This window comes from Dyella sp. 05T440, assembly GCF_056395965.1.
Genome location: NZ_JBFTKN010000001.1, coordinates 96,236 through 117,235, shown reverse-complemented (window position 1 = coordinate 117,235; position 21,000 = coordinate 96,236). Strand labels below are relative to the sequence as shown.

16 protein-coding genes are annotated in these 21,000 nt (G+C 64.5%); 6 read left to right on the top strand and 10 right to left on the bottom strand.

Features of this window, described 5'->3' with window-relative positions; genetic code table 11:
• Positions 1–46: 46 nt before the first annotated feature.
• From AC1DE1_RS00495 to AC1DE1_RS00485, 3 genes are all read right to left on the bottom strand, one after another.
• A complete protein-coding gene (locus AC1DE1_RS00495) occupies positions 47–568 on the bottom strand; it encodes an SLOG cluster 4 domain-containing protein (protein ID WP_441602786.1) in 522 nt (173 codons plus the stop codon).
• Between the two features lie 115 nt (positions 569–683).
• Positions 684–3,920 carry an efflux RND transporter permease subunit gene (locus tag AC1DE1_RS00490; RefSeq protein WP_441602785.1) on the bottom strand — a complete coding sequence of 1,079 codons (3,237 nt, stop codon included), beginning with the start codon at positions 3,918–3,920 and terminating at the stop codon, positions 684–686.
• A 173-nt stretch (positions 3,921–4,093) separates the two neighbouring features.
• The gene (locus AC1DE1_RS00485) at positions 4,094–5,368 is read right to left on the bottom strand and encodes an efflux RND transporter periplasmic adaptor subunit (RefSeq protein ID WP_441602784.1); all 1,275 of its coding nucleotides are present in this window, start codon (positions 5,366–5,368) and stop codon (positions 4,094–4,096) included.
• 355 nt (positions 5,369–5,723) lie between these two features.
• On the opposite strand from AC1DE1_RS00485, the gene AC1DE1_RS00480 reads away from it, so the two are divergent.
• From AC1DE1_RS00480 to AC1DE1_RS00465, 4 genes are all read left to right on the top strand, one after another.
• Positions 5,724–6,245: a c-type cytochrome gene (locus AC1DE1_RS00480; RefSeq protein WP_441602783.1), complete on the top strand. Its 522-nt coding sequence runs from the start codon at positions 5,724–5,726 to the stop codon at positions 6,243–6,245.
• Positions 6,246–6,739: 494 nt separating this feature from the next.
• Positions 6,740–7,495 carry a bifunctional demethylmenaquinone methyltransferase/2-methoxy-6-polyprenyl-1,4-benzoquinol methylase UbiE gene (ubiE, locus tag AC1DE1_RS00475; RefSeq protein WP_441602782.1) on the top strand — a complete coding sequence of 252 codons (756 nt, stop codon included), beginning with the start codon at positions 6,740–6,742 and terminating at the stop codon, positions 7,493–7,495.
• Complete coding sequence (locus AC1DE1_RS00470; RefSeq protein WP_441602781.1) at positions 7,495–8,019, top strand: hypothetical protein; 525 nt, start codon at positions 7,495–7,497, stop codon at positions 8,017–8,019. Before ubiE ends, AC1DE1_RS00470 begins: the two co-directional genes overlap by 1 nt.
• 35 nt (positions 8,020–8,054) lie before the next feature.
• On the top strand, positions 8,055–8,714 hold the full coding sequence (locus AC1DE1_RS00465; protein ID WP_441602780.1) for a Pr6Pr family membrane protein: 660 nt from the start codon (positions 8,055–8,057) through the stop codon (positions 8,712–8,714).
• Here AC1DE1_RS00465 and AC1DE1_RS00460 read toward each other — a convergent pair whose 3' ends face one another.
• Genes AC1DE1_RS00460 through AC1DE1_RS00450 form a run of 3 tightly spaced genes read right to left on the bottom strand, consistent with a single transcriptional unit; the run spans position 8,715 to position 10,637 of the window.
• A complete protein-coding gene (locus AC1DE1_RS00460; RefSeq protein ID WP_441602779.1) occupies positions 8,715–9,398 on the bottom strand; it encodes a glutathione S-transferase family protein in 684 nt (227 codons plus the stop codon).
• Positions 9,399–9,418: 20 nt separating this feature from the next.
• The gene (locus tag AC1DE1_RS00455) at positions 9,419–9,715 is read right to left on the bottom strand and encodes a cupin domain-containing protein (RefSeq protein WP_441602778.1); all 297 of its coding nucleotides are present in this window, start codon (positions 9,713–9,715) and stop codon (positions 9,419–9,421) included.
• 1 nt (position 9,716) lies between these two features.
• The gene (locus AC1DE1_RS00450) at positions 9,717–10,637 is read right to left on the bottom strand and encodes a DMT family transporter (RefSeq protein WP_441602777.1); all 921 of its coding nucleotides are present in this window, start codon (positions 10,635–10,637) and stop codon (positions 9,717–9,719) included.
• Positions 10,638–10,744: 107 nt separating this feature from the next.
• On the opposite strand from AC1DE1_RS00450, the gene AC1DE1_RS00445 reads away from it, so the two are divergent.
• Both AC1DE1_RS00445 and AC1DE1_RS00440 read left to right on the top strand, forming a co-directional pair.
• Positions 10,745–11,254 carry an Lrp/AsnC family transcriptional regulator gene (locus AC1DE1_RS00445; RefSeq protein ID WP_441602776.1) on the top strand — a complete coding sequence of 170 codons (510 nt, stop codon included), beginning with the start codon at positions 10,745–10,747 and terminating at the stop codon, positions 11,252–11,254.
• A gap of 122 nt (positions 11,255–11,376) precedes the next feature.
• Positions 11,377–12,765: a sensor domain-containing protein gene (locus AC1DE1_RS00440; RefSeq protein ID WP_441602775.1), complete on the top strand. Its 1,389-nt coding sequence runs from the start codon at positions 11,377–11,379 to the stop codon at positions 12,763–12,765.
• A 111-nt stretch (positions 12,766–12,876) separates the two neighbouring features.
• On the opposite strand, the gene AC1DE1_RS00435 is transcribed toward AC1DE1_RS00440, so the two are convergent.
• The 4 genes from AC1DE1_RS00435 to AC1DE1_RS00420 all read right to left on the bottom strand — a co-directional run bounded on the left by AC1DE1_RS00435 (position 12,877) and on the right by AC1DE1_RS00420 (position 20,971).
• Positions 12,877–13,950 (bottom strand): acyltransferase family protein, encoded by a 1,074-nt coding sequence (locus AC1DE1_RS00435; protein ID WP_441602774.1) that lies wholly within the window; start codon positions 13,948–13,950, stop codon positions 12,877–12,879.
• Positions 13,947–16,247 carry a family 20 glycosylhydrolase gene (locus tag AC1DE1_RS00430; protein ID WP_441611449.1) on the bottom strand — a complete coding sequence of 767 codons (2,301 nt, stop codon included), beginning with the start codon at positions 16,245–16,247 and terminating at the stop codon, positions 13,947–13,949. The genes AC1DE1_RS00435 and AC1DE1_RS00430 overlap by 4 nt, the downstream gene beginning before the upstream one ends.
• A gap of 21 nt (positions 16,248–16,268) precedes the next feature.
• Entirely contained in the window at positions 16,269–18,101 is a 1,833-nt protein-coding gene (locus tag AC1DE1_RS00425; RefSeq protein ID WP_441602772.1) for a glycoside hydrolase family 9 protein, read from the bottom strand.
• A gap of 101 nt (positions 18,102–18,202) precedes the next feature.
• A complete protein-coding gene (locus AC1DE1_RS00420) occupies positions 18,203–20,971 on the bottom strand; it encodes a TonB-dependent receptor (protein WP_441602771.1) in 2,769 nt (922 codons plus the stop codon).
• Positions 20,972–21,000 lie beyond the last annotated feature (29 nt).

The following is a 21,000-nucleotide window of genomic DNA, read 5'->3' as shown; positions in this document are numbered from 1 at the left end:
TCTCCTCGCCGTCATTCCGGCGCAGGTGGCTGGAAGTCAATCGGTATTAGACGTCTAAATGCAGGAGTCTCAGGGATTGCAGCTGCGCTTTGAGCGCGGCCATGGAATCCCACGGCAGGATGGGCGAATTGCCGCGCTCGTCGGGCGGGTTCTGCAGCAGCCCGTCTGACCAGCCGCCGCAACCGGTCAACGGCAGCAGCGGACGATGATGCAGCCAGGCCAGGCACACTTCGGAGATCGTGCCGGCGCGTCCGCCGATCACCAGGCAGGCGTCTCCCGCCAACGCCATCAACAGGTTGCGCGCGTCGCCCATGCCGCAGGGAATGACTACGCTGGCGGGCCAGTCGTCCTCTGGCATCGCATCGGCCGGAATGATGCTCAGGACCAGTCCGCCCGAGTCGATGGCTCGCTGCGCCGCGTGCCGCGTGGCGGGACTGCCGCAACCGCTGACCACGGTGATACCTGATCTCGCCAACAGCTCGCCTGCCTGACCGGCCAGCTCATAGGCCTGCGAGCCCGGTTCGGCGCTGCCCAGCACGCAGACCTGCGGCTTTCTCAGTTTGCTCATGTCGTCACTCCGGACCTGGGGAAATTGCACAACGAAAAGGGGCGCGCCATCCCGGCCGCGCCCCTTTCGTGGTTTTGCCGCCGACCCGGCAGGTGCCGGATCGGCGTGGTTGCCATTACATGGCGCCTCGCGTCTGCGCACGCGCCAGCGCGCGCTGTTCGCGACGCTCCTTCAGCCAGTCGGCGAAGCGTTCCATGTAGAGATAGATCACCGGCGTGGTGTACAGCGTCACCAACTGCGACAAGAGCAGGCCGCCGACGATGGACACGCCCAGCGGACGGCGCAGTTCCGCGCCGATGCCATTGCCCAGCGCCAGCGGCAATGCACCGAGCATGGCCGCTGCCGTGGTCATCATGATCGGGCGGAAGCGCAGCAGACACGCGCGACGGATCGCCTCGCGCGGATTCATGCCGTCGCGCTGCGCCTCGATCGCGAAGTCGATCATCATGATCGCGTTCTTCTTCACGATACCGATCAGCAGCACGATACCCACGATGCCGTCCACCGACAGGCTCATATCGCACAGGATGAGCGCCAGCAACGCACCCACGCCGGCCGGCGGCAGGGTCGAGATGATGGTCAGCGGGTGGATGTAGCTCTCGTACAGCACGCCCAGCACGATGTAGATCACCACGATGGAGGCAACCAGCAACAGCACTTCATTGGTGAGCGAGGTGGAGAACTCCGCCGCCTTGCCGATGAACTGGCCACGCACCTGCGGCGGGAAGTTGAGCTTCTGCTCGACCCCACGAATCGCATCCACCGCCTCGGACAGCGAATAACCCGGCGCGAGGTTGAACGACACCGTCACCGCCGGCAACTGCTGCTGATGGCTCACCACCAGCGGCGCCGTGGTCACTTGAGCCGTGGCCAGCGAAGCCAGCGGAATGGTGCCGCCGCCACCGATGATCACGCCGGTATTGGCCACGCCCAGACCCGTGCTGGTGGACGAGTTGCTCGAGGCCACCTGGCCGAACGCGGTGGCATTGCTGCCGGTCAGCGCGCCGCTGCCATTGCTCTTGACCGTGAGCTGGTTGAGCAGCGCGGTGCTGGTGCGGAACTGCGGCGCCACTTCGAGCACCACGCGGTACTGGTTGAGCTGGGTGAAGATGGTGGAGATCTGGCGCTGGCCGAACGAGTCGTACAGCGTGTCGTCGATGGTCTGCACCGGCACGCCCAGGCGGCTGGCCTTTTCGCGATCGATGGTGAGCTTGAGCGAGGTACCCTGGTCGGCGAGGTTGTTGTCGACGTCGGCCAGCTCGGGCAGTTCGCGCAGCGCCTGCGTCATCTGGTTGGCGTAGCCGGAGAGCTCGGTCGCGTTCACGTCGGACATCGAGTACTGGTACTCGGTGGCCGATACGCGGCTATCCAGCGTCACGTCCTGCACGGGCTTGAGGTACAGCTCCACGCCCGGAATGCCGGCCGCTTCCTTCTGCAGTCGCGCCAGCACCTCGTCCAGGCCGTCGCGGTCGCCGCGATCCTTCAGCACGATGCTGAGCTGGCCCTGGTTGAGCGTCGGGTTGATCGAACCGGCGCCGATGAAGGCAGCCACGCCTGTCACGGCCTTGTCGCGACGCAATGCATCGGCGACGGCCTTGGTGCGCACTTCCATCTGCGGGAACGCCACATTCTGGTCGGCCTGCACCACGCCGGTGACCAGGCCCGTGTCCTGCTCGGGCAACAAGCCCTTCGGAATCACGACGTAGAGGAACACGGTGAGCACGACTGCCGCCGCTGCAACCAACAGGGTGAAGCGCTGGTGGCCGAGCACCCAGTCCAGCGAGCTCTCGTACACGTTGACCGTTCGCGTCCACCAGGTTTTCTTGCCGGCGGCGGCGTGGCGCTCGTGCGCGTCGTCGCCCTCGGGCAGCGCGTCGGGCTTGAGCAGGTAGGCGCACATCATCGGCGTCAGCGTCAACGACACCAGCATCGAGATGGCCACCGCGATGGTGAGCACCCAGGCGAATTCGTGGAACAGGCGACCGGTGACGCCCGGCATCAGCAGCAGCGGCAGGAATACCGCGATCAGCGACACCGTCAACGACAGCACGGTGAAGCCGATTTCCTTCGCACCGATCTCGGCCGCTTCCTTGCCGTCCTTGCCCTGCTCGATGTAGCGCACGATGTTCTCGATCATCACGATCGCATCGTCCACCACGAAGCCGGTGGCTACGGTGAGCGCCATCAGCGAGAGGTTGTCCAGCGACATGCCGGTGAAGGCCATCACGCCGAACGTACCCATCAGCGACAACGGCACCGCCACCGACGGAATGATGGTGGCCCACAGGCGACGCAGGAACACGAAGATCACCGCCACCACCAGGAAGATGGTGAGGATCAGGGTGAACTGCACGTCTTCGACCGAGGCGCGGATGGTGATGGTGCGGTCGGCGAACACATCCAGATGGACGTCCGCCGGCAACACGGCGCGCAGCTGCGGCAGGATGTTGCGGATCTGCTCCACCGTCTGCACGATGTTCGCGCCCGGCTGGCGACGGATGTCGAGCAGCACGGCGGGCTTGCCATTGGCCCAGGCGGCGAGCTGGTCGTTCTCCACGCCGTCGATCACGTTGGCCACGTCCGACAGTCGCACCGGCGCGTTGTTCTTGTACGCGATGATGGTGTCTTTGTATTCGGCCGCATCGGCCAGCTGGTCGTTGGTGCCGATGCTGTAGGACTGCGTGGCGCCGTTGAGCGTGCCCTTGGGCGCGTTCACGTTGGCCTCGGTGAGCGAGCTGCGCACGTCCTCCATGGTGAGGCCGAGGTTGGCCAGCTGCGACGGATTGACCTGCACGCGCACGGCCGGGCGCACGTTGCCCGCAATCGACACCAGGCCCACGCCCTGCACCTGCGAGAGCTTCTGCGCGAGGATGGAGTCGGCGTAGTTGTTCACTTCGCGCAGCGGCAGGCTGTCGGAGGTGAGCTTGAGCGTGATGATCGGCGCGTCGGCCGGATTCACGCGGTTGTACACCGGCGGATACGGCAGCGTGCTCGGCAGCGTGCCGCGCGCCTGGTTGATGGCCGCCTGCACGTCCTGCGCCGCGATATCGATATCGCGGTCCATCGCAAACTGCAGCACGATGGTGGACAGACCCGCCGACGAGTCGGAGGTCATCATGGCGAGGCCGGAAATCTGGCCGAAATTGCGTTCCAGCGGCGTGGTGACCAGGGACGCCATGGTCGATGCGCTGGCGCCCGGATATTGCGTGGTCACGACCAGGCTGGGCGCGTCGATCTCGGGCAGCGCCGACACCGGCAGCTCGCGGTAGCCGAGGATGCCGAGCAACAGCACCGCCACCATCAACAGCGAGGTGGCGATCGGTCGGCGAATGAAGAGTGTGGAGAAGCCCATGGGGTTAGCCGTCGATGTGTGTGGCGGGTGCCTGTCCTGCGGCGCCCCGTGTCGTTGCTGAAGGGGTTAGCAGCGAGTAGCGAGGGCGCAAACCCGAACTGCTCGCCAGCCTTCATGAGTGGCGATGGGCCCGGTTGTCGCGCCCTCGCCACCCACCCCTCGCCCCTCTCAAATCAGCCGCCGCGGCGGCCGCCCTGCTTGGCGTTCTTCTTGGCCTTGTCCATCTCGGCCGCGGTCGGCGCTGCCGGCACTTCACCCGGCTTGAGCGCCTTGACCTTGCTGCCCGGCTTGAGGCGGAACTGGCCTTCGGTCACCACCAGATCGTTGAGCGCCAGGCCCGAACCGATCATCACGTGGCTGTCGCCCACTTCACCGGCCACCTTGACCGGGTTCATCTTGACCGTCTGGTCCTGCTGCACCAGGTACACGTAGTCGCCATCCGGACCGCGCTGCACCGCCTGCGCCGGGATCACCAGGCCGCCCTTCACGGTGCGCACCTTCAGGCGCGTATTGACGAACTGGCCCGGCCACAGCTCGCTCTTGGCGTTCTGGAACACCGAGCGCAGCTTGAACGTGCCGGTGGTGGTGTCGATCTGGTTGTCGACCACGTTGAGCGTGCCATCGTCCGCAATGGTGTGCGCGTCGGAGCGGTCCAGCGCCAGCACTTCCAGCGGATCGCCCGAGGCGGCGGCAGCGCGCACCATCTCCAGGTTCTGCTCCGGCAGGGTGAACATCACATAGATCGGATGGATCTGGGTGAGCGTCACCACCGCGGTGGTGGTGGTGACCACATTGCCCGGATCCACGTTGCGGATGCCGGCCACGCCGTCAATCGGCGAGACGATGTGGGTGTAGTCGAGGTTGACCTTGGCGGCGCGCACGGCGGCCTTGTCGGCCGACACCATCGCGGCGAGATTGGCCACGTTGTTGCGGAAGGTGTCCATGTCCAGCTGCGCCACATAGCCCTGGGCCACCAGCGCGTCGTTGCGCTTGAGCGTGCTCTGCGCGGTGGAAAGCTGCGCCTCGTCCTGCTGCTGCTTGGCAGTGGACTGGTCGTAGGCGGCCTGGAACGGACGCGGGTCGATCTGCGCCAGCAGGTCGCCCTTCTTCACTTCCTGGCCTTCCTTGAAGTTGATGCTCAGCATCTGGCCGCTGATCTGCGGATTGATGGTGACGGTGTTGAGCGCCTGAACCGTGCCCAGCGCGGTCAGGTAGACCGGCACATCCTGCTTGAGCACCGGCTCCACCGTCACCGGCACCGGTGCGGCGTCCTTATCCTTGTCCTTGTCCGAGGCATCGCCGTCGGCCTGTCCCTGTCCCTTGTGCTGACCGCGGTGCTGACCCTGTGCGCCTTCCTCGGCAGCGGGCTTATGCAGCAGACGGAAGCCCACGGCTCCCACCACGATCACGGCCACAACGATCAGCGCGATCTTCCAAAAACGCGACATGAAAAAACTCCCAGAATGAAAGACAGGCCACCCGACCCCACCGGTGCGCTCCGCGCGCCTGACCTATGTGTCGAGTGAAAGGATAGGGTCAGATCAACGAAAATAGACAATGCCAGTTGACAGGGGTGCCCCATGACCGATGGCAGGGTTTTCCAAGCGTATCGCGTCCAAATGACGAAACTTGCATGAAATCAGGGCTTATTCGGGCGCGACACGTTGTCCGCCCGACCCGACTGAAACTTGCCGCGGCCTTCGTCTATACTCGGCTAATTGTTGCCTGAACCATAGCTAATCCGGCCTCTTCGGCTGTCCATTGATCTGTCCATTGAATTGGAGTCATTGCGTGAGCGGTTCCATGACGAAGTCCGACCAGAGCTTCATGCGCAGCTTTTCCATGCTGATCGCGGGCCTGAGTGTATTGACCCTGTTGCTGATCGGCGGCGCCTGGTGGATCTACGACCACGAGCCGAAGGAAATAAATCCCCAGACCACCGCACAAACCCAGGCCCGCATCGCGCCGGCCGGTGCGGTTTACGCCGGCGACACCGGCCGCGCCGCCATGCAGGCCGCGCAGGAAGCCGCCGCCAAGGCTGCCGCCTCGCAAGTGGCCTACGGCGGCAGCACCGACGGCAAGACCATCTACGACAACCTCTGCCACGCCTGCCACACCGCCGGCGTCGCCGGTGCGCCCAAACTGGGCGACAAGGCCAACTGGGGTCCGCGCGTGGCCGAGGGCATCGACACCCTGGTCAAGCATGCCATCGACGGCTACAAGGGCCCGGATGGCAACATGATGCCGGCCAAGGGCGGCAATCCGGCGCTGACCGATGAGCAGGTGAAGGCGGCGGTGCATTGGATTGTGGATCAGGCGAAGTAAGCGCTTCGCTGTCGGTAGTCGCAAGAATTTGGATGTTGGGAAAACGCCGCCGCTGGGCGGCGTTTTTCTTTTGTGTGGTGTGCACTTGGGTGTGGTGAGGGCCGCATTCTCTTGCTGCGCATCGGCCTCAGCCCTTCAGCCACCGTCCTGCCCGCTTGTCTGTGGGAGCGCACCCTGTGCGCGACGGCCACGCCGCGGTGTATCGCTCCGTAGGTTCGTCGCGCACAGGGTGCGCTCCCACAAAGAGCAGGCCGTCACCCACGGGCCCGGGCGCACACTTGTAGGAGCGCACCTTGTGCGCGACCGCAGCGCTGGGGTCTACCGCTCCGTAGGCTGGTCGCGCACAGGTGCGCTTCCGACTTTCGCCGGGACGACGAATAGACACGTTCCCGCGAGCACCCGCCCCTCACCCCAGCCCTCTCCCCGGCGGGGAGAGGGAGCAAAGCAGACGTCCCACACGACGAAGCCCAACCCCAATCCGCTACCATTACCCCATGAACGACCAGTCCCCCAACACCACCCATTTCGGTTTCCGCGACGTCCCTGTCGCCGACAAGCAGAAGCTAGTCGGCCAGGTGTTCACTTCGGTCGCGAGCAGCTATGACCTGATGAACGACCTGATGTCGTTCGGCATCCATCGCCTGTGGAAGCGCCACTTCGTCGCCATCAGCGGCGTGCGCCGCGGCGATCGCGTGCTCGACCTGGCCGGCGGTACCGGCGACATCGCCGCCCTGCTCAAGCCGGTGGTGGGCGCCGACGGCGAGATCATCGTGGGCGACATCAATGCGGCCATGCTGGGCGTGGGTCGCGATCGCATGACCGATCGCGGCCTGGTGTCGGGCCTGCGCTGGACCCAGCTCAACGCCGAAGCCCTGCCGTTTCCGGACAACAGCTTCGATGCGGTGACCATGGCCTTCGGCCTGCGCAACGTCACCGACAAGGACAAGGCGCTGGCGGATATCTGCCGCGTGCTCAAGCCTGGTGGTCGTGCGCTGGTGCTGGAATTCTCGCGCGTGCAGAGCGAGCTCTTCAGCAAGCTTTACGACTTCCACTCCTTCAAGGTGCTGCCCAAGCTCGGCCAGCTGTTTGCCGGCGACGCGGACAGCTACCAGTACCTGGCCGAATCGATCCGCAAGCATCCGGACCAGCAGACGCTGAAGGGCATGATGGAGCGCGCCGGCTTCGGCCGCGTGGACGTGCGCAACCTCAGCAACGGCATCGTCGCCATTCATCGCGGTTACAAGTTCTGATGTTTGCGGCGGCTCGCACCAAGGTGCTCCTGGCCGCCGCGCTCCCACTGCTGTTGGTCATGCCCAGGCTATGGGCAACCGAGGAGCAGCGATTCGAGTTGCTTCCGGTCTCTGCGCTCAACGCGACCATGAAGCAGTGCTCGCGTGACACCCCGCATGCCACTGGAGCCTGGACGCCTACGACTGCCCAGTTGCTCGAATTGGAATCCCAGCTTCCCCAATTGGCCACACTCGCGACGCAACAGGGCATATCCCCATCCATCGGCGATCGGACGGCTTCCTTTCGGCAATATCTTGGTGTGATCGTCGACGGCCATCGCTTTATTTACGTCAACGCCGCAGTACCGAAAGAGAAACCGGCCAAGGTTGCTCACATTGCGAGCAAAAGCACTGGCACTCCTTTTCAGGCAGAGGCAGAGCCCGAGCCCATCATCGTCTGTGACGGCGGGAATCATTTCTGGGGTGTGCTTTATGACCCGGAAACCCAGCAGTTCTCACAGCTGAAAACCAACGGCTTCGCCTAGTGCCACGGCCGCTGCGTCGCCCTGAGATTGACACCGTGCTGCAGCCCTATCGCCCGCTCGCCCTGTTCGCCGCCCTGCTCGGCTGGTTCGGCCTGGCGCTACAGCTGTGGTTCTCGATCCGCCTGACCCAGGGCAACGGCGGTACGGCGCTGGAAGGCGTGTGGCTGTTTCTCGGCTTCTACACGATTCTCTCCAACCTGCTGGCCACCAGCGTATTGACCGCGGCAGCTACCGGCCCACGCAGTCGGCTCGGCGTGTTCCTGTCGCGGCCCGGCGTGCAGACGGCGGCGGCGATGAGCATCGTGATCGTCAGCGCCATCTACAACCTGATGCTGCGTCAGTTGTGGAGCCCGTCGGGCTGGTTGCTGGGGGCGGATGTGATCGTGCATGACGCCATGCCGCTGCTGTATGTCGGCTACTGGTGGCTGGCGGTGCCCAAGGGCGGACTGCGTTGGTCGCAGGTGCTGGTGTGGCAGAGCTATCCCGCCGGGTATTTCTTCTACGTGCTGCTGCGTGGCGCGGTGAACGGTTGGTATCCCTATCCGTTCCTCGACGTGCGCGCGCTGGGTTATGCGCAGGTGCTGATCGATGCGATCGGCGTGCTGGCGGCCTTCATCGTGGTCGCCTTGCTGCTCGTGGCCGCCGGTCGATGGCAGGCGCGCCGACAACGGCACGCCGCCGCCGAAGTGGCCTGATCAGCCCGTTCGAAAGTCGTCGACCACATCGCCGTACAGACGCGTTTCCGCCTCGTGCGCGTGATCGCGCCACGGCTCGGCCAGTGCGGCGGTGTACCACTGGCGCATCGCTGGCAGCGCGAGCATGCGATGGACATACGCGGTCGCTGCGCCGTCCGTCGGAATGTCGTAGCTTTGAATGCGAAACACCACCGGCGCGAAGAACGCATCGACAGCCGTGAAAGCATCGCCTGCGAGGAAAGGACCGCCGAAGCGCGCCAGGCCCTCGTTCCACAATTCATTGATGCGCGCGATGTCCGCCTTCAGCGCAGCATCGACCGCATGCAGCCGCACGCGAACGCCGCAACTCATGCCGCAGGCATTGCGCAGCGTGCTGAAGCCCGCGTGCATTTCTGCCGAGGCACAACGAGCCCAGGTGCGCGCATCGGGTCGGGATGGCCAGACGCCGGCGTGACGCTCGGCGAGATACTCAATGATGGCCAGCGAATCCCACACGACGGTGTCGCCGTCGTGCAGGCAGGGCACGCGCCCGTTCGGTGAAAACTGGCGAAACACATCCCAGTTGGAGCCTTCGCCGAACACGTGCAGCTGTTCTTCGAACGGGATGCCCAGCTGGGTCATCAAGACCCAGGGACGCAGCGACCACGACGAGTAATTCTTGTTGGCGATATAGAGCGTGGTCACGGCGGCTCCGGCAGCGCTGATCAGGTGTCGATGATCAGCAGCGTACCGCGACTGCCGCCCTCCACACTGTGCGGCATGCCCGCCGGAACCACATACAGTTCGCCCGCTTCCACCCGCAGCACCTCGCCGTGGATGCGCAGCACCATCACGCCGTCGAGCACCAGCAGGGCTTCGTCGTAGTCGTGGCTTTCTTCCGGGTAAGACCGCTCGTCCATGCGCAGCAGCTTCAGGCGCGCGTTGCCGAAGCTGGCGAGCACGCTTGAGGACCAGGCCTGGGGCAGCTGGGCGGCGACATCGGCCAAGCGGAGCGGCGCCACCTCAGTGCTGCTTGGCCGGCGCGGCCACCACCGGCGCGCTTACCGGCGCGCGGCGGCGGGCATTGGCGAGCACCACGCCACCCACCGTGATCACGCCGCCCACCAGGGTCAGCAGCGTCGGGCGCTCGCCCAGCCAGACCCAACCGATCAACACAGCGATCGGCGGCGAGAAATAGATGAAGCTGCTCACCTGCGAGGCAGGCGCGCGCTGCAGGGCGGCGTTCCACGCGATATAGCCGATGAAGGTGGGCGCAATGCCCAGCCACAACAGCGCACCGATATGCGATGCCGGGGCATGCATCAGTGCCTGCGGCAGATGCAGGCCAAACGGCAGCGAGGCGAGAGCACCGACGAAGAAGGTGAAACCCGTGACGCCAAGCATGGTGTTGCGCGCGAATAGCGGCTTTTGCCACACGAAGAAGATCGAGCACGCCACCACGCTGACCAGCACCAGGGCCGCCATGGGTTCGATCTTCACGTCCTTGCCGCTGGTCAGCACGACCACCACCACGCCCACCAGCGCGATGCCCAGTCCGGTCAGCGTGCGTGGCGACAGGCGTTCGCGCAGCCAGATCGCCGACAAGGCCGCCGTTGTCGCGGGCACAAGTGAGATCAAGATGGCGGCGGTGCCGCTGGCCACGCGGGTTTCGGCCGTATTGAGGCACAAGTGGTACACGGTGAGGCCGATCACGCCGAGCAGCGTCAGTTGCGGCCAGTCGCGCCTGTCAGGCATCGGCACTTTTTTCACCACCAGCAGGGCGGCGAAACACAGCGCACCGATGGCCAGGCGCGCCAGCGCCACCTCGCCCGGGGTGAACGAAGCCAGCGCATAGGCGATCGCGGCATAGGCCGACGACCAGGTAAGCAGCGCGATGCCGATAAAAACCAGCGCGCGCCCATCGAGGCGTTCCGGGGTTTGCATGGACTTGATCCGGGTGGGGAATACTGCGCATCGTAAGTTTTGCCGTGCTGCGCTTGAATGATGAATCAGCGTAGGATGGTGATGTTTCGCCAACGAACGAAATGTCTATGAACGCAGTCACCTTTGAATCGAAACCGATCTGGGACGCCACGGATTGGTTGCTGCTGGAGGCCCTCCAGCAGGACGCCCGCCTGGGTTACGCCGAGCTCGGACGCAAGGTGAAACTCTCACCACCGGCCGTGGCCGAGCGGGTGAAGCGGCTGGAGGAAGCCGGCGTGATTTCCGGTTACCGCGCCGTGCTCAATCCCCGCAAGCTCGGTTATGAGATCGACGCCATGATCCGTCTGCGCTGCGATGGCGGCATCTGCGCCCGGGTGGGCGTGCTGGTGGCGGACATCCCCGAAGTGCTCGATTGCCGCCGCCTGGCGGGCGAGGACTCGGCCCTGCTGCGTGTGGTGGCCATGTCCATCCAGCACCTGGAAACCGTGCTGGACCGGCTGCTGAAGATCCACGCCAGCATCAGCACCACCACGCTCGTCGTGCTGCAGACCCCGCACGAGAACCGACCACTGACCCGCACGATGTGGAATGCTGGCCGGGCGCTGCTGGACGACTAGCGTCCGGCACCGGCGCGCTGGGAGGAGGACGTTGGCGCCATGATCACCGTAGCGGCACGCATCTTGCCTGAGAGTGGCATACCGCCAGCTCCGAGCCAGCCCTAGCCTGCCGAACGCGTCCCATGGAACCCGACTTCCTCAACAAGATCATGGATCTCCTGTGGGATGCCATCTGTGTCGTGGACATGGAGGGGCGCTACGTCTTCGTCAGTGCGTCCTACGAGCGCATCTTCGGTTACAAGCCGGAGGAAGTGCTCGGCAAGCGCATGATCGAGCTGGTGCACCCGGACGACCGCCAGGCCACCATCGAGGTGGCCGCCGCCATCATGTCCGGCCAGCCGCAGTCGCACTTCCAGAACCGCTATATCCGCAAGGACGGCACGGTCGTGCACATCATGTGGTCGGCGCGCTGGTCCGAGGCCGACCAGGTGCGCATTGCGGTGGCGCGCGACATCACCGCGCTCAAGCGCGCCGAATCGATGACGGCCGCGCTGCACGCGATTTCCGAAGCTGCGCACACCGCAGACAACCTGCCGGCGCTGTATGAAGAGATTCACCGCATCGTCGGTGCACTGCTGCCCGCGAACAATTTCTTCGTGGCGCTGTACGACCCCTTGCACGCCGAACTGAGTTTTCCGTATTTCGTCGACGAACGCGACGAGGCGCCGCCCGCCCAAAGCATCGATTCGGGCACGTTGACCGCGCAACTGATCCGTACCGGACAGGCCTTGCTGGTCACGCCTGGCACGCCGACCGACCCATCGCTGCCGGTGATCGGCACTGACGCCTTGCACTGGCTGGGCGTGCCGCTGTGCTCGCAGGGCGCCGCAGTGGGTGCACTTGTTGTGCAGAGTTATTCGGACGCGACGCGCTATACGGAAACCGACAAGGAGCTGCTGCAATTCGTTTCCACCCAGGTCGCGGCGGCAATCGAACGCAAGCAGGCAGAGCAGCGGCTGCATCACATCGCGCGACACGATCCGCTGACCGACCTGGCCAATCGCGACCTCTTCCACCAGCAATTCGAGGCGGCGCTGGAGAACGTGTCGCGCTTCGGCGGCAATCTCGCCCTGCTCTATATCGACCTGGACAAGTTCAAGCAGGTGAACGACCGCTACGGCCACCACACCGGCGACCTGCTGCTGTGCGAAGTGGCGCAGCGCATCCGTGGCCATCTGCGCGAAGGCGATGTGGTGGGTCGCATGGGTGGCGACGAATTCGTGGTGCTGCTGTGCCGACTGCAATCGGTGGCCGACAGCATCCAGGTGGCGGAGAAACTGCGGGCCGCGATCAACCAGCCATTCCAGCTGGCGGATCGCACGCTGCACGCATCGACCAGCGTGGGTGTGGCGACTTATCCGCGGCATGGGCACACCTCGCGCGACCTCACCCGCGCGGCCGACGCGGCGATGTATCAGGTGAAGAAGGAGGGCGGCAACCGCGTGCGCGTGGCGCTGCCAAACGACCTGCCCGAAGACGGCGAGCGCGCCGGCGCCGGCTCACCGCGCTGAGACGTCGCGGTAACCCGCGAGTTTTTTGTGGGAGCGCACCCTGTGCGCGACAACCTGACGGAGCGGGAACGACGAGGCGCCTGTCGCGCACAAGGTGCGCTCCCACAGTATTCAAAGCTTGAGGTAGATCTTCTTCCGATCCATGGCATAGACGATCAGCCACCACAGCGCCACGAACGCGATGGCAAAGGTCACCGACGCCACGTACGGTCCGGCAATCGGCGTGATCCAGCTGGCGAACACGCGACGATAGAGGGGATCGAGAATGCCCAGGCCGAGCAGCAGGATCTGCATCAGCTCGGAACCGCCGTAGGCCGTCACGGCATTCACGCCAAAGCGTCGCCCGATGGCCGGCCAACCGCGCTGGTCAATCAGCACATGGAACAGCACCAGCGCGAGCGTGGCCCAACCTGCGGTCCACAGCACGAACGACGAAGTCCACAGATTCTTGTTGAGCGGAAACAGCAGCGACCATGCGAAGCCCAGCAGCAAGTACGCGATACCGGACAGCGCCAGCGCCTTGATGTTTTTGTCGCGCAACCAGTGTCCGGCACGCAGGCCGAGCAGACTGGTGGCAAGCGAAGGCAGGCAGCCCAACAGTCCTTCCGGGTCATGGCCGCGACCGCTGACCGGATCGATCTGATAGACGGTGTGGCCGAAGATGGCGAAGTCGATGCGGCTGACGATATTGGCGAACGGCTCCAGCGAACCTCCCGCCAGCAGCAATACCCAATAGCCCAGCAGCAGCGCGGCGATGGTGATCCATTGCAGACGCGGCTTGACGTAGATGGCGAACGCAGCCGCCCCCGCGAAGCACACGCCGATGCGTTGCAAGACGCCAGGGAAGCGCAGGTGCGCCTGCGGCATGATCGCCCATGCCAACAGGTTGATGGCCACGCCGAGCAACAGGATGCGCAGGCCGCGCTTCAGCGCTGCGCGCATCAGCAGCCCTTGGTCGGCGCCCTGCTCCACCCGCGGACCGATGGCGAGCGCAATGGAGACGCCCACCACGAACAGGAAGAACGGAAACACCAGGTCGGTCGGCGTGCAACCATGCCACTGGGCGTGTTCCAGCGGCCCGTACACGTGATCCCAATCGCCGGGATCATTGACCAGCAACATCAGTGCGACCGTACATCCGCGCAACGCATCAACTGAAGGCAGGCGGCGAAGCGCATCACTCATGGTGCTGGTTTATCTGCCGGCACCAGCGTCACCGCGCCCACACCGTAGATCGGCCCCGTGATCGGCGAGGTGAACACCAGACACAAGTCATGCGTGCCGGCCTGTTTCGCCAAGGCGCCCTTCAGGGTGAACGTGGCCGGCTGATCGGTAGGCAACGGGAGCGAGGCAAGCTGCTTGCCCTTGCAGCTGTCCATATGCACCACCAGCTCGCCCTGCGGCGTGGCCGACGGATATGCCTTGACCAGCTTGGCCTCGTGCGCCAGCGCGTAGTTGCGCGGCAGGCTCGCGGTGTCCACGCGGATGGCGGCGATACCGTCGAGCCTGGCCGCGCGATACATGCGGCAGTTGTCGAACACGTTGATCAGATACGTCGGCGCCATGCTGGTGGCATCCGGCGTGGGCTGTACGCGCAGGCGGAAATCGCTGCCCGGACAGTTCTCCAGCTCACCCGTGGTGCGCGTGCGCAGCGATGGCAGATCGAGCACACGCGTACGCGCGGCAGCCAGCGGCGTGCCGTCAGCGGCCAGTGCCACGGCCTTGATCGTGGTGGGCAGCTTCACCGTGAAGGGACGCACATACAGCGGCGAGGACGCATCCGGCTCGCGGCCATCGGTGGTGTAGTGCAGGCTGCCGACCTTGGCCTGGTTCGATAACTTCACGCTGGCCTGGCCGCTGCTGATGGCGGCATTGCGATCCGTGTCGATCGACGCCGCGAATGCGCTGTCGGCGTATGCGATGTCCTGCATGCGATAGCGCGCCAACTGGGACGGCATGCGCTCGAGGAAACCGTGCCAGTCGTGTTCCTTCGCCGGCGTCCACGCCGCTTCGGACAAGGCGGCGATGCGCGGGAACACGTTGTGCTGAACATGCCGCATGGTCGGCATATGCTCGGTCCACAGATTGGCCTGCATGCCTAGCACGTGTTTCGCCTGCGCCGCGCTCAGCGCCTTGGGCACTGCCTCGAAGTCGTAATAGCTCTGCAGCGACATCGACGGCAGGCGGCCGGTGGTCTCGTCCGGCAGATCGCTCTGCATCTGGTCGAGATACAGCTGCGGCGCCGGCGACAGCACCACATCGTGGCCAAGCTTGGCCGCATCGATGGCGCCCTGCGTGCCACGCCACGACATCACCGTGGCACTCGCCGGCACGCCGCCTTCGAGGATTTCATCCCAGCCGATCAGGCGACGATTGTGGGCCGCGAGGTACTTGCCCATCTGATCGATGAACCAGCTCTGCATCGCGTCTTCGGTCTTGATGCCCAGCGTCTTCATGCGCGCCTGCACGGTGGCAGACGCCTTCCATTGATCCTTGACCGCTTCATCGCCGCCCACATGGATATAGGTGGACGGGAACAAGGCCATCACTTCGTCGAGCACGTTCTGCAGGAACTGCAGCGTGTGATCGTCGACGTTGTAGAGGTAAGGATTCACACCCCAGTCCACCGACACCGGCGGTCGCGTGCCGGTGACGCCAAGCTCCGGATACGAAGCGACCGCGGCCTGCGCGTGACCAGGCATATCGAGTTCCGGCACGACGGTGATATGCCGCTCGGCGGCATAGGCCACGATGGCCTTGATGTCGTCCTGCGTGTAGAAGCCGCCGTAAGGAGCCGGCGGTGCCTGCTTGCCGAGCGTGGGCGGCGTGCGCCAGGCGCCTATGCGGGTGAGTTCGGGGTAGCGCTTGATCTCGATGCGCCAACCCTGGTCATCCGTGAGATGCCAATGTAGCGTGTTGAGTTTGTGCTGCGCCATCTGATCGATGACGGTGCGCACTTCGGCCGGTGTCCAGAAATGGCGCGCGGAGTCCAGCATCATGCCGCGCCACGCGAAGCGTGGTTCGTCGCGGATATGCGCGGGTTCCACGCGCACATCGCCGGTACCCGGCGATGGCGTCATCAGCTGCCATGCGGTGATGGCGCCGTAGAACAGGCCGGCTTCGTCGCGCGCCGTGATGCGGATGCCTTGGGGCGTCACATCCAGCGTATAGCCTTCGGCGTTGGCGACCGGCGCCTGCGGATCGCGCTTGAGCACGATGGCACCCTCGCCGGGTGCACCCGCTTTCACGGCGAGTTGCAGATGGCGCGTGTGAGCCGTGAGCGAGGCAAGATACTCGGCCGTGCGGCGCGCATCCGCATCGCCGCTGTCGACCACGATGGCCGTCTGCGGCGTCACGGTGAATCCTTGACCACTCACGCTCAGCTGCGCCGGCATCGGGATCAGGTTCACCGGTGTGGCGCCGTGGGCGAAGGCGGAGAGACCACAAAGGGCGAGGGCCAGTACGCAGGATGTTTTCTTCATGGTTCGTCTCGTCATGTGACGTCAATCATGGGGAAGGCTGATGGCGAACAGATACCACGCATCGTGCGGAATCCACTGTTCGGTCCAGCGCCAGTCTTCGTCCTTGCCGGTCTGGGCGTAACCGAGGTCGAAGGCGATGCCCTCATCGTCGTTCAAGCCCGAGGTGATGCCGTTGATGATCGCGCCCGGCGCATTGGTGTACGCGTACGAGTCGAAGAACATGTACGGCGCGTTGTTGTGGCCGCTGCCCATCAGCATGCTGCTGTCGTACGGATTGCGGCCGAGTATCCAGTGCAGCTGGTTCCAGGCGTAGGTTTGCAACTTCTTTCGGAAAGCTTCGTCGCCTGCACTGGCGTACAGCGGCGCAGCCACGCGCGCCGCCGCCGCCAGCGAGGCGATGCGCGCATTCTCTCCCTGCCACCACGGCGCGGCCTCGGTGTCGTGTGGGAAGAAGAACGCCGTGCGCACGCGGCCATCGCCGCCGCGCACCAGCTGGCGCGCATAGCCGAACGGATTGCTGACCTCGCTCGTGACGGTCAGCTCGGCTTCGAGCGAGCGCTTCACGATGTCGCGCACCTTGGCCTGGCGCTTCGTATCGGCGATACCGGCGTACTCAACCAGCGCGACGACCGGCAGGCCGGCGTCCGAGGGATGGAAGAACGGACGCGTGCCATCGTCGGCGCGCCAGTAGTCGCGATGGCCGTCGTGCGTGATCAGGCGCGCAAGCAGGCGATCCGCTCGCGCATCCGCGGCTTTGCGCCAGGTCTCGTCGTGCGTGGTGCGATACAGCTCCACCGCAGCGAGCAAGGCGCAGTAATCGTCGGTGATGTTGTCCTTGCCGTCGTTGGTCAGCTCGCGATTGTGGGCGTCGAGAAAGCGATAGGCGTCCTCGGCGGCCTTGAGGTAATCCTTCGCAGTGAAGTCGCCATCGACGCCGGTACGTGCCGCCAGTGCGAGCGTGGCAATCGCCATGCCGCCGCCAGCGCGGAAACTGGCCTCATACGCATGCGGACCATGAGCCGGCTGATCGACGCGCTCGGTGTGATCGCCTGGCTTGAGCTTGATCTGCGTACGCCAGTTCGGATCGCCGATGCGGCGATCCTGCGGCAGCTTGCCGGGACCGGGACCGTCGATGGACTGATAGAACGAACCGTCGGGACGCTTGTCGCGCACCAGGAAGTCGGCACCGAACAAGCCCTCGTCGAGCAGGCGACGGATGTACTCACGGAAATTCTTGTCGTTGCGCGCTTCCAGCTGCTGCCAGGTGCGCAACAGGCTCCAGGCGGCTAGCGGCAACTGCTGAGTGTTGAAGTAACTGGTCGGGTTCTGGTGCGACAGGTGGATGCCGTAGTCGCCCGTCGCGTCGTACCAGCCACCATGGATATCGAGCGTGCCCGGCGTACCGTCGGGATGCGGAAGATGGGTGTCGGCCTTGTCCAGCAAGCCGCTGGAGCGTTGGCCCTTGAAGTAATAGACCACGTTGGAGAGCGTGTTGCGCTCGAGCACGTTGTCCTGGATGGCGAAGGTCGAGGAGCGTGTGTCGCTGCTGTCCTGTGCGACGTCCACGTAGTAGTGCCCCGGTGTACGCATGCTGCTGAAATCGGCGATGGCGTAGCTGCCGTTCCAGCGAGCCACACCCGTGGGCGCGGAAAGCTTGCCTTCCATGGCCACCTTGCCTGAGTTGGCGTCCACAACGCGAAACGTCTGCGGCGATGGGCCGGACGCATCCATCACGATGGCCTGCTTGACCGCGCCGGTGTCGTAACCGACCTGGTCGACCAGTACCTTCCCTTCCGATGCCAGCGCACCCTGCGCGACCAGCACCGCGAAGATCATCGCAAGACGTTGCTTCATGCCATCGGCTCCCGCAGGTTCTTGGAACGGCATTCGAGACCCCGAAGAAAAATCGGGCCCGGCAAGTGTGCCGGGCCCGTTGGCGGGGAGGAAGCCTTAAATCAGATCTTGAAGCGAAGGTTCACGTAGTACTGGCGGCCGTTCACGTAGAACGCGTAGGGCTGCTTGCCGTAGTTCGGGCTGAGCGTGTAGTACTTCAGCTTGGGGTTGTTGAGGTTCATGGCGTCCAGGGTGAGCGACATCCACGAGTTGATGTTGTAGCCGAACGAGGCCGCCAGGTTGCCAATGCCATCCTGGTAGAACGTATCGGTACGGCTCACGCCGGCGTAGAACGACGAACGGTAGGTGTAGCTGATGCGGGCGTTGAACATCTGGTTTTCGAAGTAACCGGAGACGTTGAACGTGTTCTTCGAGGTGCCCTGGAGCGGCACGCCGTTTTCCGCCGAACCGCTGGCGTAGGTGTAGTTGGTCTGCACGCCGAAGTTGTCGCCGATCGGCTGGATGTAGTTCAACTCCACGCCCTTGACGTGACCATCGACGTTGGTCGGCACGCTGACCTGGTACGTCGCGAACACATCGCGGCCGGCCGTGTTGCTGGCCTGCTGGTCCTTGAACTGGATGTTCTGGTTACCGAAGTTGATGTAGTCGCTCAGCTGCATGTCATACACGCCGGCCGACACCAGGCCACGCGGAGCGAAGTACCACTCCAGCGCTGCATCGAAGTTGGTCGAGATCAGCGGCTTCAGCTGCGGATTGCCGCCGGTGCCGGTGTGCGTGAGGTCATCCAACGAGTACGAACCGGCCAGTGCCGAGTAGTCCGGACGGGTCATGGTCTGCGAGGCGGCGAAGCGTGCCAGCAGGTCGTCGGTCAGGTTGAACTTGAAGTTGAAGCTCGGCAGCAGCTTGTCGTAGCTGTGCTTGTAGGTGTTGGTGTAGTAGTCGCCGAACGCGGAACCGGTGATCGGGCCGTTCGTGGTGTAGATCGACACCGCGCTGGAGTTGTAGTTGATGTCTTCCTTGGTATAGACGTAACGGAAGCCCGCGTTGGCGCTCCAGCGCTCGCCGGAGAAGTTCGCCTGCAAGTAGGCAGCCGTGTCCTTCTCGTTGACCTTGTAGATGTTCTGCCAGTTGAAGCGCGTCACCGGATCGCGGTTGGCAAACTTCGCATTGAACGCGGCCAGGTCACCCGGGCTGTAGTACCAGGCCGGACCGGGGCCATTCACGCCCAGATCGCTGTTGAAGCTGCCCGGATAGTTCTTCCAGCTGGTCGGGTAGTTGGCCGGATTCTGCCAGTCGCCGGTCGGACCCTGACCGATGTCGGTCTTGTTGTCGCGGGTGTGATCGGAATAGCGCACGCCGAAGTCGAGCGTGGTCAGCGCGATCGGCGAGCTGTCGAAGGCGTATTCGCCGTCGGCCTGGAAGAAGTTTTCCTTGTCCTTCACGTGGATGTTCTGGTCGCCGAAGATCCAGCCAGCCGACGGAATGATGCCCGACGGCGTGGTGTTGTCGCCGCCGATCGACCAGTTGGTCGGATTGCCGGTGCCACGCATGCCCCAGCTCGCGCCGGCGCCGGCGCCGAAGCCCAGCTCGCTGACGTTCTGCTCGTCGCTGTTGCCCTTGCCCTGGGTGGTGCCGACCTGGCCGGTGAACGTCAGGTGGTCGGTGGCGCGCCATTCGGCATCGAGCGTGGTGAACGCAGACGAGGACGAAGCGCCCGGACGCGAGATCTGGTCGTACACGCCGTACGGCGTGGTGCTACCCGGCTGCGGAGCGAACACGGCATTGGTCAGCACGTTGCCCTTGACGGCATAGCTCTGCAGGCCTACGCCGCTGGGCACGTACTGGCTGTTCCACAGCATGTAGTTGCGGTTGAAGTTGTCCGCTTCCAGCTTGGAATAGAAGGTGTCCAGGTTCAGCGTGAGGTTGTCGAGCGGCTTCCACTCGATGTCGATCGTGCCGCCCTTGCGGGTACGCGTCTGCGTGAAGAGCGTCTGGCCGATCAGGTTCGGGTAGTACTTGTTCGCCAGGTCCGGATGGGCCACGGCGATCGCATCGGTGGCCGCGATCTTGTTATAGCCACCGACGATTTCCTGGCCGTCGCGCTGCAGGCTGCGCTTCTCATAGAAGCCCTGCGCCATCACGCCGAAGGTGTTGTCGTTGTTCTTCCAGTTGACCAGGCCGTCGAACTGCGGCTTGGTGTCGCCAGGCAGATCGGAGTACACGCCACCCACGGCAGCCTGCGCGGTGAACGGCTGGGCGAACTGCAGCGGCTTGCGCGTGGTGATGTCGACGGTGCCGGCGCTGCCGCCTTCCTGCAGCTTGGCTTCGGAAGTCTTGTGCACGGTGACTTCGCTGACGATTTCCGCCGGCAGCAGGGTGTAGCTCACGCTGCGGCCCACGGTCTGCACCTGGCTCAGCACGAACCAGTCGCCGGTGCCCACGGTGTGACCGTTGACGAGCGTCTGGGTCATGCTCGGGTTGGTGCCGCGCAGGCTCACGCGATCGTTTTCGTCAAAGCCGCCTTCGCTGGCGCTGGACGAGCTGATGTTGATGCCGGGCAGGCGCTGCAGCGTGTCGGCCACGTTCTTGGCCGGCAGCTTGCCGATGTCTTCGGCGGTGATCACTTCGATATGCGAGTCAGCGGCCTTCTTGAGGTTCAGCGATTCGGCTTCCGAATCGCGGATACCGACCACGGTGACCGTGCCAAGCTCTTTGGCCTTGGCCTTTTCAGCGGCAGTCTGTGCGTTGTCCTGGCCCGACGCGGCCGGGCCGGACTGCGGCGCAGGCGTGTTGTCGGCGGCATAAAGCGAACCGGACAGACAGAGTCCGGCGATGATGCTGGCGGCTAGCAGAGTCTTGCGGTGTGACATGGTGATCCTCCCCTCGAAGGCGTTTTCTG